Origin of the sequence: Ruegeria marisflavi (assembly GCF_025673445.1) — a bacterium.
Lineage (GTDB): Bacteria > Pseudomonadota > Alphaproteobacteria > Rhodobacterales > Rhodobacteraceae > Ruegeria_B > Ruegeria_B marisflavi.
The window spans coordinates 55,167-70,823 of the sequence record NZ_JAOVQN010000015.1 but is presented as its reverse complement, the minus strand read 5'-3'; the positions used below and the strand labels follow the sequence as shown (position 1 = coordinate 70,823).

At 63.5% G+C, this 15,657-nt stretch carries 11 protein-coding genes; 3 read left to right on the top strand and 8 right to left on the bottom strand.

What is annotated here, in order from left to right:
• Position 1 precedes the first annotated feature (1 nt).
• Entirely contained in the window at positions 2-2,890 is a 2,889-nt protein-coding gene (locus tag OEZ49_RS14890; protein WP_263389055.1) for a monovalent cation/H+ antiporter subunit A, read from the bottom strand.
• A 208-nt stretch (positions 2,891-3,098) separates the two neighbouring features.
• On the opposite strand from OEZ49_RS14890, the gene OEZ49_RS14885 reads away from it, so the two are divergent.
• A complete protein-coding gene (locus OEZ49_RS14885; RefSeq protein WP_397545675.1) occupies positions 3,099-3,590 on the top strand; it encodes a rhodanese-like domain-containing protein in 492 nt (163 codons plus the stop codon).
• Positions 3,590-4,414 carry an alpha/beta hydrolase family esterase gene (locus OEZ49_RS14880; protein WP_397545671.1) on the top strand — a complete coding sequence of 275 codons (825 nt, stop codon included), beginning with the start codon at positions 3,590-3,592 and terminating at the stop codon, positions 4,412-4,414. The genes OEZ49_RS14885 and OEZ49_RS14880 overlap by 1 nt, the downstream gene beginning before the upstream one ends.
• 16 nt (positions 4,415-4,430) lie before the next feature.
• Here the strand turns inward: OEZ49_RS14880 and mdoH are convergent, their stop codons facing one another.
• From mdoH to OEZ49_RS14845, 7 genes are all read right to left on the bottom strand, one after another.
• The gene (mdoH, locus tag OEZ49_RS14875; protein WP_263389053.1) at positions 4,431-6,302 is read right to left on the bottom strand and encodes a glucans biosynthesis glucosyltransferase MdoH; all 1,872 of its coding nucleotides are present in this window, start codon (positions 6,300-6,302) and stop codon (positions 4,431-4,433) included.
• A complete protein-coding gene (locus tag OEZ49_RS14870) occupies positions 6,302-7,801 on the bottom strand; it encodes a glucan biosynthesis protein (protein ID WP_263389052.1) in 1,500 nt (499 codons plus the stop codon). The genes mdoH and OEZ49_RS14870 overlap by 1 nt, the downstream gene beginning before the upstream one ends.
• Positions 7,798-9,015 (bottom strand): OpgC family protein, encoded by a 1,218-nt coding sequence (locus tag OEZ49_RS14865; RefSeq protein WP_263389051.1) that lies wholly within the window; start codon positions 9,013-9,015, stop codon positions 7,798-7,800. The genes OEZ49_RS14870 and OEZ49_RS14865 overlap by 4 nt, the downstream gene beginning before the upstream one ends.
• 25 nt (positions 9,016-9,040) lie before the next feature.
• A complete protein-coding gene (locus OEZ49_RS14860) occupies positions 9,041-10,411 on the bottom strand; it encodes a tetratricopeptide repeat protein (protein WP_263389050.1) in 1,371 nt (456 codons plus the stop codon).
• A 178-nt stretch (positions 10,412-10,589) separates the two neighbouring features.
• Positions 10,590-11,783, bottom strand: coding sequence for a CaiB/BaiF CoA transferase family protein (locus OEZ49_RS14855; protein ID WP_263389049.1), 1,194 nt, complete (start codon positions 11,781-11,783; stop codon positions 10,590-10,592).
• Entirely contained in the window at positions 11,770-13,389 is a 1,620-nt protein-coding gene (locus OEZ49_RS14850) for a thiamine pyrophosphate-binding protein (protein ID WP_263389048.1), read from the bottom strand. Before OEZ49_RS14850 ends, OEZ49_RS14855 begins: the two co-directional genes overlap by 14 nt.
• Before the next feature lie 73 nt (positions 13,390-13,462).
• On the bottom strand, positions 13,463-13,936 hold the full coding sequence (locus tag OEZ49_RS14845) for a DUF302 domain-containing protein (RefSeq protein ID WP_263389047.1): 474 nt from the start codon (positions 13,934-13,936) through the stop codon (positions 13,463-13,465).
• Positions 13,937-14,063: 127 nt separating this feature from the next.
• Between OEZ49_RS14845 and OEZ49_RS14840 the strand changes: the two genes are divergently transcribed.
• Positions 14,064-15,614 carry an acetolactate synthase large subunit gene (locus OEZ49_RS14840; RefSeq protein ID WP_263389046.1) on the top strand — a complete coding sequence of 517 codons (1,551 nt, stop codon included), beginning with the start codon at positions 14,064-14,066 and terminating at the stop codon, positions 15,612-15,614.
• The last annotated feature ends 43 nt before the right edge of the window (positions 15,615-15,657 follow it).

The following is a 15,657-nucleotide window of genomic DNA, read 5'->3' as shown; positions in this document are numbered from 1 at the left end:
GTCAGGTCTCCTTTCCCACGGGGATTATGGTGTCTGGCCCGGGGCCAGGCACCGGGGGTGCGTCTCGCTGTGGGTTGATGTCCATCGGGTATTCCTGCTGTATTCCAGGCTGCCAGGCAAAGCGTGACAGGCTGTCGAGCGCCAGCAGCACGGCCCCCAGGACGGCAAGGAACACGCCAGTGTCAAACAGCATCGCGGTCGCCCATTCAAACTCTTCCAGCGGCGGCCAGTGCAGATAGCCGAAATCGCTGGTCAGGAAGGGCATGTCGTTGAACCAGGCGCCCAGGCCGGTGGCTGCCGCGATCAGAACGCCCCAGCCAATGGTGGCATGGTAATAGAACCGCTGCCGCTCGATCGTCCAGGTATAACCGCTGGCCATGTATTGCATCAGAAAGGCGATGGCGACCACTAGCCCAGCGATGAAGCCGCCGCCCGGCTGGTTGTGGCCGCGGAAAAAGATATAGGCCCCGACCATCAGTGCGATGGGCATCATGACACGGGTCACTACCACCATCATCAGCGGATGCGCATCGCCTGATTGCGGCCAGTGCGGTTTACGGTTCAACAGATAGGCGCGCACGTTGCTGGACAGTACCGACTCCGCCAACGCAAAGATTACCAGGGCGGCGATACCAAGAACGATGATCTCGCCAAAAGTATCAAAGCCGCGGAAATCCACCAGGATCACGTTGACAACGTTGGTGCCGCCGCCGCCCTTGTAGGAATTGGCCAGATGATAGCCCGAGATGGTGGGAAAGGCGAAATCCCGCACCATCAGCGCATAGATCAGCCCGCCCGCGCCAAGCCCGGCCACGACCGAGATCGCGGCATCGCGCAGCTTGCGCGCCTTGGTGCTGTCCACCGGTGTTTGTGTCGGCATGAAGTTCAGTGACAGCAGTAGCAGGATCATCGTCACCACTTCGACCGAGATCTGGGTCAGCGCGAGATCCGGGGCCGACAGATAGTTGAAGGCCATTGAGACGATGAGCCCGACGACGCCGATCAGAACCAGCGACAGCAACCGGTTACGGTGAAACCACATGATGGCCAGCGTCGCGCCCACCAGGCAGATCCAGCCGATGATTGGAATGATCGGCGCCTCCAGCGGTACGCGGGTCGGTAGTCCGGTCGTTCCGGTCGCATAGGCGTAATAACCGATGCCAACGGTAAACGCGATCATGATCGCGGCATAACGGCTAATGACCCCGTTGTGCAGCCCATCGGTGATCGTCCGCGATATTTGGGTCAGCAGTTCGATTATTGCGTCAAAGATCGCCTTGGCCTCAGGCCGGGGTAGGTTGTCCCACACCCGCTCCAGATGTCGGTGCATCGCCAGCAATAGCAAACCGCCCAGAACAGCCACGATTGACATGTAGAGCGCGGGGGTAAACCCATGCCAGAGCTTGAGCTTGAAATAGGGCAGTTCACCGCCGATAACCGACTGCGCCGAGGCACTGACCACTGGGCCGGCAACTGTGGCCGAGTTAAGGCCGATAACCACGACCAGCAAAACGAGAATCGCGGGCGAGAGCCACAGGCCGGGACCGGGATCATGCGGTGCGTGCGGATAGTCCTGCCGTTCCGGTCCCAGGAACACATGTGATATGTACCGGAACGAATAGGCCGCCGAAAACAGTGCGGCAAATACCGCCAGGGCGGGAATCACCACATGGCTGTCCAGCCATGTTGTGTGAAATGCTTCCTCCAGCATCATCTCCTTGCTGAGGAACCCGTTCAGCGGCGGAATCCCGGCCATCGACAGGGCCGCGATTGTCGCGATGCCGAAAGTGACCGGCATAAGGTGTCTAAGCCCGCCCAACCGCTTGATGTCGCGCGTGCCGGTTTCGTGGTCCACAATGCCTGCGCTCATGAAGAGGGCCGCCTTGAATGTTGCGTGGTTGACGATGTGGAACATTGCCGCCACCGCTGCAACCTTGGTGCCAAAGCCCAGGAGCATAGTGATCAGCCCCAGATGGCTGACGGTCGAAAAGGCCAGCAGCGCCTTGAGATCGTCCTTGAAAAGCGCAATGACCGCGCCCACGACCATGGTCACCAGCCCGGTGGTGGCGACGATATAGAACCACTCGGGTGTGCCCGCCAGCACCGGCCACATCCGCGCCATCAGGAAAATACCGGCCTTAACCATGGTTGCCGAATGCAGATATGCTGATACCGGTGTTGGCGCCGCCATCGCATGGGGCAGCCAGAAATGGAACGGGAATTGCGCCGATTTGGTGAAACAGCCCAACAGGATCAGCAGTAGCGCGGGCAGGTACCAAGGAGAGGCCTGGATCGCCTCCTTGTTCTGAAGGATCACACTCAGGTCATAAGATCCCACGATATGGCCCAGAATAAGCATGCCCGCGATCATCGCCAGCCCGCCTGATCCGGTCACCGCCAGCGCCATACGTGCGCCCTGTCGGCCTGCGGGCAGGTGTTTCCAATAGCCGATTAGCAGGAATGAGCTAAGCGATGTAAGTTCCCAGAAAACCAGCAAAAGCAGGATGTTGTCGGACAAGACGATGCCCACCATCGCGCCCTGGAACAACAGGAGATAGGTATAGAACTGCCCCATCGGATCATGCCGGGACAGATAGAACCGGGCATAGAGAACGATCAGCATGCCGATCCCCAGGATCAGCGTCGCAAACAGAAAGCCCAGCCCGTCCAGCATGAAATTGGCGTTCAGGCCCAACCCGGGCAACCAGTCGAACCGTGCGGTCACCACCTCCCCGCGTAATACGGCAGGTGCATGGATCATCAACCCGGTAAAGGCGAGGAAGCTGGCCAGACCCGCTGCCGAGGCGGAGACGTTTCGGCCCGCTCGGATCAGCAGACCGGGAAAGATCGCCCCAAGAAAGGGCAGGGCGGCGATCAGGAAAAGGGACACCGTCTATTTCTCCGCTGCTGGTTTTTTTGTTCACATTGTTTTGCAGCGATAATTTATGTCCTTGCCAGGTATTGCAAGGTTGCAAAGGTCAGAGATTTGTTGCGACAGAGTGTAACATGCATTTTCGGCTGACGAATTGTTGATCGTACCCGACCTGTTGGGATCAGGCGAAGCCGGGCCTGAAGTGATAGAACCTGTTCCTGAAATAATGGCGATAAGCACATTTGTAGGAGGGCGCATGACTCGGAAAACGTCTCGTCGGATTTGGCTTGGCCTCGTAGTCGCGATTGTCCTCGGCTTTAGCCTGCGACAGTATTTATTGACACCCGAAGATTTTGCCGGCGGAGCGTTGACGGTGGCCGAAGCGCATGCGCAGGCGACCGAGGGCAAGGTCTTGCTGATTGACATCCGGCGCCCGGATGAATGGCGCGCAACGGGGATCGGCGAGGGAGCCCATCCGCTTGACATGCGGCGCGAAGATTTTGCCGAGGCATTGGCGGATTTGGCTGAGGGTGACAGAAACCGACCGATCGCCCTGATCTGCGCGCGCGGGGTACGTTCTGCTCGGCTTGCCAACCGATTGAGCGCGGCCGGATTCGGCAATATCATCGATGTTCCCGAGGGAATGATGGGATCGCGCGCCGGGCCGGGTTGGGTGCGGTCTGAACTGCCGGTGACGGCTTATGAGGAGCGCGGATGATGATCCGGAGCGTATTTGCGGTTCTGGCACTGGCGGGATCGGCGACAGCGGTTTTAGCTGGCTGTGCGGATGAAACGGGGCCATGTGAAATAGCTGGTGGAAGCTATCACATCGTCCTGCCTAAAGCCGAACACCCCCCGGTTCTGGTGTTTCTGCACGGACACGGCGGAGAAGGTGCGGGACCGATCAACAATGAACGGCTCGTCGCACCTCTGCAGGCCCGGGGCTGGGCGGTGATCGCTCCAGATGGGGCGATCCGGCCCGCTGGAACCGGCAAGCGCAGCTGGAATTTCTTTCCGGGCTGGGAGGGGCGGGATGAGGCCGCCTTTCTGAATGCGGTAACCGAGGACGCGGTCGCCCGGTTCGGGCTGGACCAAAATCGCGTGGTACTGGGGGGATTTTCGGCGGGGGCCTTCATGGTAAACTACCTGGCCTGCGCCACGCCTGATGCCTATTCCGCCTATGTGCCGGTCTCGGGCGGGTTCTGGCGCCCGCAGCCCGAGGTCTGTAACGGCCCGGTGCGGCTGTTACATACGCATGGCTGGAGCGATCCTGTGGTGCCGCTCGAAGGGCGCATCCTTGGGGCCGACCGGTTTCAGCAGGGTGATATCTTTGCCGGTCTGGAAATCTGGCGCATCGCCAACGGGTGCCTCGATCACAAACCCGACAGCTATTCCCTCACCGGACCGTTCCAGCGGCGTGCCTGGACCAGCTGCGATCCGGGCGGGGTGATTGAGTTCGCGCTGTTTCCCGGCGGCCACATGGTTCCCGAAGGTTGGGCCGACATGATGATCGACTGGTACGAGGCGCTGGGCGATCCTTGATCGCCCGGCACCGGGTTTATTCGGCCGGGCGCACGCCTGTGCCGCGTTCCAGAAGTGATTTCAGTTCGGTCCGGTAAGACCGCGCCGCCCGCGTGATCGCCGGTTCGCGGTATTCCTCGCGCATCCCGATCAGCCGCCGCGCGGCGCCAGCCGATACACCCGACAGGGCGGACAGCGGCACCGCAAGGGCGAGGCTGAACGCAATCGGGGCCAGCCAGACCGAGACCAGCCCCAATGCGATACCAGCGCTGAGCGCCAGCCCGCTGACGGTTTCGAGCGCATGACAGGTGATCAGCGTCGTCAGGCCATAGGTGCCACCGTCGCGGGCCTGCGGTGACCACCCCTTCTGGATGCCCAGCATGGTGCGGAATACCGCGATCATCTGCTGGACCATCAGGATGGGGGCGTAAAGGATCGACAGGATCACCTCGGACAAAAAGGAAAGCAGGAACCGGCCCGCACCGCCAAAATCGGAATAGCGCGCTCCGCTGAGCGGCAGTGCGGCGATCCCCAACAGCTTTGGCAGCAACAACATTGCATACATGACGACGATGATCACCACGTGGCGGCCCTCGGAGATGTCCGGCCATTGCGGGAACAGCGGGTTCTCGGGGCTGAAATACTGTAGAACCGAACCGTCCTCGCCGTGACCGATCAGCGCCCACATCACCAGAAGAGCAAACCAGATCGGCGACATCAGGTAGCCGATGGCGCCATGAAACATGTGGAACCGCGAGATCGAGCGGAAGCCGCGCGCGGTCAGCAGGTTCAGGTGTTGCAGGTTGCCCTGGCACCAGCGGCGGTCGCGCAGCACATGGTCGATCAGGGTCGGTGGGGTCTCTTCATAAGAGCCACGGATGCGCGGCAGAAAGCGGACCGACCAACCGGCCCGACGCAACAGCCCGGCTTCGACGAAATCGTGGCTCATGATCAGCTTCTCGCGCCCCGAGAGAGAGCGCAGCTTGGGCAACCCCGCGCAATTGGCAAATGCAGCGGTGCGGATGATCGCATTGTGGCCCCAATAGTTGCCCTCTTGTCCGCACCAGCGGGCCATGCCCTCGGCAAAGGCGGCGCCATAGACACCGTTGGCAAACTGCTGCATCCGGGCAAACACGGATTGCGCGCCGATCAGTTGCGGAAAGCTCTGGATCAGCCCGGCGGCGGGATCGCGAGCCAGCGCGTCGGTCAGGCGCGCAATCGCGCGGCCGGTCATCAGGCTGTCGGCGTCCAGCACCAGCATCGCGTCCCAGGCTCCGCCCCAGGTGCTGACCCAGTCGGCGATGTTGCCGACCTTGCGGTCGGTATTCTGTTCGCGGCGGCGATAGTACAGCGCCAGATCGGGCGCCAGTGTTGTCCGCAACGCCTCGACACTGGCCTGTTCCTGCGCGGCGATGGCGTCGTCGCGGGTGTCTGACAGGATGAACATGGCGTATTCATGCTGGCCGCCGCGCGATTTCAGCTCTTCGAGCATGGTGCGTGCGTTGCCAAGTACATACCACGGCACTTCGTTGTAGACCGGCATCAACAGGGCCACACGCAGGCGCTGCACCTTGTCGGCGCGAAGCCGTGGACCCTGCCGGGACAGCGAGATCATGCCCAACAGAACCGTACTGACCGCAAAGGCGATCCAGAAGAAGTTGAAGGCGATCAGGGCCAGAAGGATACCTTCGATCAGCGAAATCCCGGCATCCGAAAACCAGTCTCCCATCAGCCAGAGCAACCCCAAGGTGGCCGCCATCGCAGGTGAGAACGCCAAGACCCGCCAAAGCGCGACACCTTGTGTCGCCACCTCCTGCGGGGCCTGAGCGTCACGAAACCCAGTGTTGAAATCCTGCGCCTGCATCGGAAGGGGCGCCGGTTCCGGCATGATCCTCAGTTCGTGTTCCATCACGCGGTCCACCTGTAAAGCCAGACTTCGGAGGCGGGCTCACTGTCACGGCGCAATTGCGCGCGCAGTTCAACCAGTTCGGTTTCGCCGGGGACAAACGAGAACGCCAGACGTGCGCCCCCGGTATCCGGATTGCGTTGCAGGATCGGCGGTGCCACCTCGGCATGGGGCGACTGCACCACCGCCTCCAGTGTCTCCAGATCGTCAAACAGCGGGCTGGCCTCGAAATCGACGACCACCAGCCGGCCTTCGCCAAAGGTCTTTTCCCCCATTGCCGTCCGGATCACGCGCGGCAGCGGTGTTCGATAGGGTTCCTCGCCCCATGTCAGCCGGTAGCCGAGGGTGACCTCGCTGCCCGCCGCATAGGGTTCCGCCGGTCGCCAATAGGCGACGATATTGTCATAGATCTCCTGATCGGCGGGAATCTCGACCAGGGTGACCGCCCCCTTGCCCCAGTCGCCCATCGGCTTGACCCACAGGCCCGGGCGGCGGTGATAATTGGCCTCGAGATCAGCGAAATCAGAAAACTCTCGCGCCCGCTGCATCAGGCCAAATCCTCGCGGGTTCTCGTCCACGAAGGACGAGACCTGAAGCGCGCGGGGATTGGCCAGCGGGCGCCAGATCACCTCTCCGGCACCGTTCCGGATCAACAACCCGTTGCTGTCATGCACCGCAGGGCGGAAATCGTCAAACCGGATATGGTTGCTGGCATCGAACAGGAACATCGAGGTCAGCGCGCCCAGGCCCGCATGAGTCAGGTCCTCGCGCGGGAACAGCGCCGCCTCAACCTCCATCACGCAATCCTCGCCTGCGGTGATGTCGAACCGATAGGCACCCGCCAACGAGGGGCTGTCCATCAAGGCATGAACGATCATGTTGCGTTGCCCCGGCACGGGGCGTTCCAGCCAGAAGCGGATGAATTCGGGGAATTCCTCGCCATCCGGATCGCCGGTTTTCAACGCAAGACCCCGCGCCGACAGACCGTAATTCTCGTTCAACCCGATGGCGCGGAAGTAACTCGCACCCTGAAACACGCAGAATTCGTCTGTCTCGCCGGGGCGATGCATCTCCGTGCGCAGCCGCAGGCCCGAGAAACCCAGGTTCTCGTCGGCGGGCAGCGCGGGAACTTCAGGCCCTTTGTCGAACATCGACAGGTCGAACCCGACCAGCCGCGCCATCCCGTTTTCGACCGAATGGATCTGCACCGCGCGCGGGAAATAGAGCCCGGGGGCGAAGAAATCGACGCTGAACGGGCTCTCAGTTCCGGCCCAGAGCCCGTGGTCGATGCGGAACCGGATCGAACGGTATTCCTCATAGGTCAGTGCCTTCCACGCGTCGGGCACATCCGCGCGCATCTGATACGGGCGGCTGGCCAGATCGCGGGCCATGGACTTGACCATGGCATGATCAAAGGGTTCGGCCGGGGTGGCCGCAAAGGCCCCCGGCGCCAGAGCGAGCAGCGAGACCGAGGCCAGAAAGGAACGGCGCGTAAGGATCATTTCCGAGATTTCCAGGGATGAGATTTGAACCAGGCAGCGGTGTAGGCGACGCCGGTGATCAAGATGAAGCCGATGAGATTGACGAACAGAACGGGGAGAGGGTCGCGGCCCCAGATGTCGAGCAGTACACCCAGCAGACGCGCGACAGCCATGGAGAAGACAAAGACCGCCAGCGACTGCTGGCCGACCTTGACGATTATGTTTAGCGCCTGTTGCCAGAGCTGCGCGGCGGTGCCGTCTCCGGTGGGCAGCAGGCGTGCGCCCTTGTCGCCGGCAACGACCCAGCCGAGATAAGCCAGCGACAGGAAATGCATATAGCGCAGCAGGCCGAACTCGGTCTTGTCGCGGAACTCTCCGGTCAGCGGCCAGGTTGCGCGGATGTCATCGGCTACGGCCGGATTCCAGGCTTCGACCCACAGAAAGACTTTCCACGATCCGAATGGCGCCGACAGGACGACGAACAGAATCGCCGCCCAGATCAGCACCTTGCTGACGGGCGGCGCGGGAATCCAGCCGCGCATGAAGGCGAAACCGGTGAAGAACAGCAACTGCCAGCCAAACGGGTTGAAGAACCATTGCCGTTCCGACCAGGGCTCGGCCGGCAGGGCAAGCGTGCCTGTCTGCGCCACGGCCCAAATCAGGACCGAGGCCAGCGCCATTGCCCAGAACCCAAGCTGTTTCAGCCCCATCATCAGCGGCATCATCGCCAGAACGACCAGATACATCGGCAGGATGTCGAAGTAATTGGGAACGTAGGTGAGCGTAAACAAGCCCACGATCTGCGGTACCGGATCGTCAAAGAAATGCTGGAGGTTCAGCGCGTCGACATAGCTGCGCTCGAACCATCCTGAAAGGTCCAGCGCGGCCATGCACATCGCGGTGAAGAAGAACAGCCCGATATGCGCCCAATAGACCTGCCAGATGCGGAACAGGGTGCGCGCGCTGCCCATCACCCAGCCCTTTTTCAGAAAGGCGCCGCCGAATGCGATGGCCGAGGCCATGCCCGAGCAGAACACGAAGATTTCGGTCGCGTCGGAGAACCCAAACCGGGCGGGAATCCAGTTTGCCCAAGGGTTGTCGCTGATATGTGCGACCAGGATGATGAACATCGCGATGCCGCGATAGAAATCCAGCCGCAGATCGCGCGTAGAGGCGGGGGCCGCGACGCGGGTCGTGGCCGGTGCAAAATCCGATGCGGGCGAAATGGTCGCCATGCGTATTTGCTCCTTCTCAATCACGTCATTCGGCGGGCACGCTGTGCATGCCACGCTCGCCTCTGCCCGCCTCGATCAGGGCGCGACGGGCAAGGGCATAGTTGTCTTCATGTCCACCACGTTTGGCGCGGCGGTCGTCCAACACGCGTTCCACCGCGTCCAGGCGACCGGCCCGCAGCCCGGCGTCTATCGTGATCCGTTCGAACACATCGCGCTGGGCATGGCTGCCTCCGGCCAGTTGCATTTTGCCGCGGGCGGCAAGCAAGTGATCGAAGGCCCGTCCATGTTCTCCATCGCCAAAGGCCTCAAGCCCCAGCGCGGCGTTCATTCCGGGATCGGCCATGCGACGGGTCACATCGCAATTGGCCTTTTCTGCATCGCGTTTGATCCGCTGCAGCATTCGCGAGATGGCGTCTTCGCGGGTATCCCCGGTCAGGGCCAGCAGGTAATGCAGGTCTGCGAAGATCAGGCTTCCGTCTTCGGTGCGCGCGGCACTCAGGTCGGCCAGTTCTTCCCAGCGGTGTCCGACATTTACGCCTTCAAGCTCGAGCCGCGACAGCAGCGAGGTGGCGTTCGAAATATCACGATAGTCGTCTGTCTTATCCTTGCGAATCGCTGAATCGTAGAGATCGAATACCTGATCAATCTGGCCTTGGTCCAGATGCATCAGCGCTTTGTGCCACCAGACGTGGTAGCGGAAATTGTTGCAATGCGCCCAGGCCGCCTCGCGCCCGGCCAGCCATTCCAGACCTTGTGCGGATTGTCCTTTCATTTCATGCACATGTGCGACCGCATGCAGGCCCCATGCATCGTCCGAGACCATCCACAGCGCCTGCCGCCCGGCAATCTCTGCCTTGTCGAATGCGCCGGTTTCTTCCAGCGCGAAGGCGTGGCACCCCAGCAGATAGCCGCGCCCGGCATGATCGGGGGCGTAGGCGGGCATCACCCGCTCGATCGAGCGGCGCATTCCGGCCGGATCGCCCAGCACAAACCGGGTGGCATGGCTCAGCTTCATTGCCAGGGTGTCGTCGGGATGGGCGTGCAGAATGGCCTCGAATTCCTGCACCGCACGACTGGGGTTGCCCGCCAGCCAGTGGCGCAAGGCTGTCAGGTAATGCGCCTCGCGCAGTGTTACCGGGTGCGCATCGGCGGCGCGCTCGGCGGCGGCCATCGCCTCGACCGCAACGGGGGTCATCTCTCGCCGGCCCAGAAGCAGCATGAACAGGCCCTTGATGGCATGGCCCAGCGCGAAATCCGGCTCCAGCTCCAGCACCCGCGCCAGATGCTGCGGGGTGATCGCGGCATGGGCCATGAAGCCCAGCAGCACGCCATCCCACGCCTCGGCGCTGTCCGCGCGGGTCAGGCTATTGGTCTGTCCAAAAACATCGTCTCTCATACCGGGTCCGTTCCTTGCAAAGGGGAGGCAGTTCGCGCCTTTGCCAAGTCTATTGGAGCCCCGTATCAGGATCGACGCCGCTCGCGAATTGGTGAAAACGCGTGTGCGGAAAATGGGGGAAAAGCCGCCGAAAGCTTCTGTTGTTTCAGCAATTTGCCGCCCAAAGACAGGTGATGTTTCAGTCCGTGAACGGATCGTCCGATGAGAGCACGGATTCGGTGTCCTGACCGCAGCGCGGCGGTGCCCTGCGATAGGTCACGGGCGTGCGCGACAGCTTGAGCGGATTGCCGATCAGGTGCACCGGGCCGGGCTCGGCCTCCATGTCGATCTGCATCTGCCGGGCCACCACCTGATCGCTGGAAAACACCTGGTCCAGGGTCTGCACCGGCCCCACCGTGACCTTGAGCGCCTCCAGCCCGGTGATCACTTCGGCCATGCTGCGTGCCTCCAGCGTCGGTCGCAGCAGCGCGTCCAGCGGGGCGCGGTTTTGCAGCCGCGCCTGGTTGGTGGCAAAGCGCGGGTCGCCCGCCAGTTCGCCAAGCTCCAGAAAGTCGCAGAAGCGCCTGAACTGGCCGTCATTGCCCACCGCCAGCACAACATGCCCATCCGAGGTGGCATAGACGTCATAGGGCATGATGTTGGGATGGGCATTGCCGCGCCGCTGGGGCAGCGCGCCACTGGTCAGATAATTCACACCCTCGTTGATCATCCAGGCCACCTGCGCATCGACCAGCGCCAAATCGATATGCTGGCCCTCGCCGGTGCGCTGGCGGTGATGCAGCGCGGCGAGGATGCCCACGGTCGCATACATGCCGCACATCACATCTGCGATGCCCACGCCCACCTTCATCGGCGCGCCATCGGGTTCCCCGGTCAGCGACATGATGCCACCAAACCCTTGGGCCATCAGGTCATAGCCCGGTTTCGAGGCATTGGGGCCGGTCTGACCGAATCCCGAGATCGAGCAATAGACGAGGCTTGGGAACTCTGGCTCCAGACTGGCATAATCCAGTCCGTATTTGGCCAGCCCGCCGGGTTTGAAATTCTCGATCAGGATATCGACATGGGCCGCCAGACGCCGGATCTGCGCCTGCCCTTCGGGGGTCGAGATATCCAGCGCCACCGATTTCTTGTTGCGGTTGGCGGCCACGAAATAGGCGCTCAAATCGCTGGAGTTGCCCTCGGAGTCGGTCACATAGGGCGGCCCCCATTGGCGGGTGTCATCGCCACCCGAGCCGGGGTTCTCGATCTTGATCACATTGGCGCCCAGATCACCCAAGAGCTGGGTACAGGTCGGCCCCGCCAGAATGCGGCTGAGGTCCAGCACGCGCACCCCATCGAGTGGCCCCTTGGGTTGTTCAGATCCGGCCATCGTAATCCCCTCGTGCGATTTCGGCCGCGATCACCGTGAACCGGTCCGCTGCCTGCGCCGCCTTTAGCGCCGCGCGCAACTCTGCCCGCGAGCGCACGGTGTGTCCATGCCCGCCAAAGGCGCGGCCGATGGCGGCAAAGTCGTGATGCCCGAAATCGACGCCCCGATTGGGCAACTGGCGGCCGCGTTGTTTCAGCTCGATCAGCGACAGGCTGGCATCGACAAAGACCAGAAAGATCGGGTTGCCGCCCATCTCGGCGGCGGTCGACAGCTCTCCGGCGACCATCAGGAACCCAGCGTCGCCGGAAAAGCTGATCACCGGGCGGTCGGGTTCGGCCAGTTTGAGGCCAATCGCCATCGGCAGGGCGCAGCCCATGGTGCACAGGCCCGAGGACTGGATCAGCCCGCGTGGCTCGTCACAGCGCCACATCTGGCTGAGCAGGATGCGATGGGCGCCGCTGTCGGCGGTGGCCAACGTGCCTTGGGGCAGGGTGGCGCGGGTCTCTGCGATGATCGCGGCGGGGCCCCACTCTTCATCCTGCGGAAAGGCGCGGGCCAGCGCTGCACGGGTTGCCTGCGGTTCGCCCCCGGGCCAGGTGGTGTGTCCCGCTGTCCCCTTGGCGAAGGCCTCGAGCGTGGCGCCAGTATCGGCGACGATGTTGATCCCGGCCTGATGCATGTAGTGGTCATTGACCACTGCCGAGATGTCGATCACCCGCTGGCGTTCAGGGTCCCAGACCTCGCGCCAGCCGGGGCGCATCTCGATCGGGTCATAGCCCAGACACAGGATCAGGTCGGCGGCCTTGACCAGCGGCAACAGGTGGCTGTCGGCCAGTGGCGACAGGCCCGCGCCGCCCAGGCAAAGGCGGTGATCCTCGGGCAGGATGCCCTTGGTCTTGTAGGTGGTGACAAAGGGAATTTCGAAATGTTCCAGAAAGGCTTGCAGGACACATTTCGAGTTGTCGGCAAGCACATCGAGGCCGATCACCGCCAGCGGGCGGCGGGCCTCGGCGACCCAGCGGCGGGCGGTTTCCAGGCAGGTGCCGCCGGGCGCCACGGGCGCCGTCGGGGTCAGCCGCCGCCGCCTTGTCTCGCGCACCGGGGTATCGGCCACGCCGATCGGCACGTCGATGTGAACCGGGCCGGGCCGGGGCTGCATCGTCAGCGACACCGCCTTGTCGGCGATGATATCCGAGCCTTCGGCAGTCAGGCGGAAACTGCCCTTGGTGATCGGGCGGAACACACGGGCATGGTCCATCACCTGATGGGTATAGGTCAGCGCCTCGTCGGCATCGACACAGCCGGTGAGCACGATCATCGGCACCCGGTCCTGTAGCGCATTGGCCACCACATTGACCCCGTTCATCGCCCCCGGTCCCAACGTCGCCAGCAGGATCGCAGGCGCGCCGTCGCGGTGGTGCACCGCCTCGGCCATGAAGCCTGCGGCGTTTTCATGCTTGGCCAGATGAAAGGCGATCCCGGCCTTGTCCAACGCATCGACCAGCGTCAGCACCTCGCCGCCGGGCATGCCAAAGGCATGGCGGCAGCCCGCCTCGTACAGCCGCCGGGCCAGCAGGTCGGCGGCGCGGGGAAGGGGGTCTGACATGATGAGGCTCCGTTACAGGGGTCGCTTCTGGCCGAGATTGCGGAGCCTGCGCCCGAAGGCAAGGGGGGTCACGTCACTGTGAGGCGATTGCCTGGGCCGCCACCGCCGCAAACCGCGCGTCCAGCTCGGCGGAAATGGCGGCCAGCTCTGCGCCGCCTTCGTCGAGATAGGGCGCAAAGACCTGCGAGGGCAGCTCGTAGCCCAGCGTGGCGGTGCCATTAGCGTTTTCGCTGACATAGAAGCGGATCGGCGCCTCGATCATCGCGGCGGTCGACAGCGCCAGCACCCGGACCGCGAAATCGTTGTTGAAGGCGCCGATGACCCGGTTGCCGGGAATGGTGATACCGCGCCGGGCGGCGGCCTCGGTCGGGCCAGCCTGGGTGACGATGCCCAGCCCGTTTGCGGTGATGGCGGCGCGGGTGTCCTCGACCAGTTGAGCGTGGGTTTTGGCGGTAACGTGCACTGCCCAGCCCGGACGCGGCGTCAGATCGCCAGCGAAGGCGGGCAGGGCAAGACAGGTGATCAGGGCGAGGGCGGCAAGGCGCATGGTGGGTCTCTCCTGTGCTGGACCCTTGATGGCAGATTTTGGCGCCGTCCGCGCTCACGTTATCGTGCACCGTTTACGTGACGCCGCGCGCCGCCTAGGCTCGCCCCAATAGCGAGGAGTGAAGGGAATGAGCGAAATGAACGGCGCCGAAAGCCTGGTGCGCAGCCTGCTGCAAAGCAGGGTCGATACCTGTTTCACCAATCCCGGCACCTCCGAGATGCATTTTGTGGCGGCGCTCGATCAGGTGCCGGGCATGCGCTCGGTCCTGGCGCTGTTCGAAGGGGTCGCGACCGGGGCGGCGGATGGTTACTACCGGATGGCGCGAAAGCCGGCGGCGACCCTGCTGCATCTGGGGCCGGGCCTGGCCAACGGGATCTCGAACCTGCACAACGCCAAGAAGGCCGGGTCGGGTGTCGTCAACATCGTGGGTCAGCACGCGGCCAGTCATCTGGAGCTGGATGCGCCGTTGACGGCGGATATCGAGGGGCTGGCGCGGCCGGTCTCGCATTGGGTCGAAACCTCTCTGTCGACGGCGGATGTGGGGCGCGATGCCGCCCGCGCGGTACAGGCTGCACGCAGCGCGCCGGGGCAGGTGGCGACGCTGATCCTGCCGTCTGACACGGCCTGGACCCCGGGCGGGCAGGTGGCATCCGCCTTGCAGGTGCCTGCGCGGGCGCCGGTTGAGGTCGAGACACTGGAACAGGCGGCAGTTGCGCTGAGCGGCAGGGACAGCCTGTTGCTGTTGGGTGGCGAAGCGCTGACCGAGGAGAACCTGAAACGCGCCGGGCGGATCGCGGCGGCAACCGGCTGCGCGCTGCTGTCGGAATGGGCCAATGCGCGGATGGAACGTGGCGCGGGTCGGGTGCCCGTGGCCCGCGTGCCCTATCCGATTGACATGGCGCTGGAGGCGCTGTCGCGCTTTCGCCGCATCGTACTGCTGGGCGCGCGGCCGCCCATCGGCTTTTTCGCTTATCCGGGAAAACCCGCCGTCCTGACCCATCCAGAGGCCGAGATCATCGCGCTGGCCGATTGGGCCGCCGATCTGGACGGCGCATTGACAGGGTTGGAACAGGCGGTGGGCGCTGCGGGGGCCTTGCCGGTGCTCGCGCCGCCTGTCGCGCCGGAATCGGTCAGCGGCCCCTGCACGCCCGAAAGTGTCGCCGCCGTGCTGGGCCAACACATCCCCGAAGGCGCCATTGTGGTAGACGAGTCGGTGACCACCGGGCGCGCCTTTCACGGGGCCACGCTGGGCGCCGCGCCGCATACATGGATCACCAATTGCGGTGGTTCCATCGGGTACAGCCTCGCCGCCGCCATCGGCGCGGCCATCGCCTGCCCGGACCGCAAGGTATTGACGCTGACCGGAGACGGCTCGGCCATGTACATGCCGCAGGCCCTGTGGACCATGGCGCGTGAAGCTTTGGATATCACCGTGGTGATCTGGGCCAACCGCAGCTATCGCATCCTGCTGGGCGAATTGTCGGGGGTGGGCGTGATGAACCCCGGACCCCGCGCGCTGGACATGCTGAGCCTGGAGCGGCCCGCCATCGACTGGGTCGGGCAGGCACAAAGCCTTGGTGTGCCTGCTGTCCGGGTCGAGCGGGCAGAGGAATTCGCTCAGGCGCTGAAGCAGGGATTTGCCGAGGCGGGGCCGAACCTGATCGAGGTTCTGCTCTAGCGGAGCCGGGGGAGGGGGCGCTGCCCCCGTCGCGCCTTGCGCG

Bases quoted from the DNA above. Each gene is read 5' to 3' on its own strand.
- OEZ49_RS14885 (WP_397545675.1), top strand. From the start codon at position 3,099: ATGGCGATAAGCACATTTGTAGGAGGGCGCATGACTCGGAAAACGTCT.
- OEZ49_RS14880 (WP_397545671.1), top strand. From the start codon at position 3,590: ATGATCCGGAGCGTATTTGCGGTTCTGGCACTGGCGGGATCGGCGACA.
- mdoH (WP_263389053.1), bottom strand. From the start codon at position 6,302: ATGGAACACGAACTGAGGATCATGCCGGAACCGGCGCCCCTTCCGATG.
- OEZ49_RS14870 (WP_263389052.1), bottom strand. From the start codon at position 7,801: ATGATCCTTACGCGCCGTTCCTTTCTGGCCTCGGTCTCGCTGCTCGCT.
- OEZ49_RS14865 (WP_263389051.1), bottom strand. From the start codon at position 9,015: ATGGCGACCATTTCGCCCGCATCGGATTTTGCACCGGCCACGACCCGC.
- OEZ49_RS14860 (WP_263389050.1), bottom strand. From the start codon at position 10,411: ATGAGAGACGATGTTTTTGGACAGACCAATAGCCTGACCCGCGCGGAC.
- OEZ49_RS14855 (WP_263389049.1), bottom strand. From the start codon at position 11,783: ATGGCCGGATCTGAACAACCCAAGGGGCCACTCGATGGGGTGCGCGTG.
- OEZ49_RS14850 (WP_263389048.1), bottom strand. From the start codon at position 13,389: ATGTCAGACCCCCTTCCCCGCGCCGCCGACCTGCTGGCCCGGCGGCTG.
- OEZ49_RS14845 (WP_263389047.1), bottom strand. From the start codon at position 13,936: ATGCGCCTTGCCGCCCTCGCCCTGATCACCTGTCTTGCCCTGCCCGCC.
- OEZ49_RS14840 (WP_263389046.1), top strand. From the start codon at position 14,064: ATGAGCGAAATGAACGGCGCCGAAAGCCTGGTGCGCAGCCTGCTGCAA.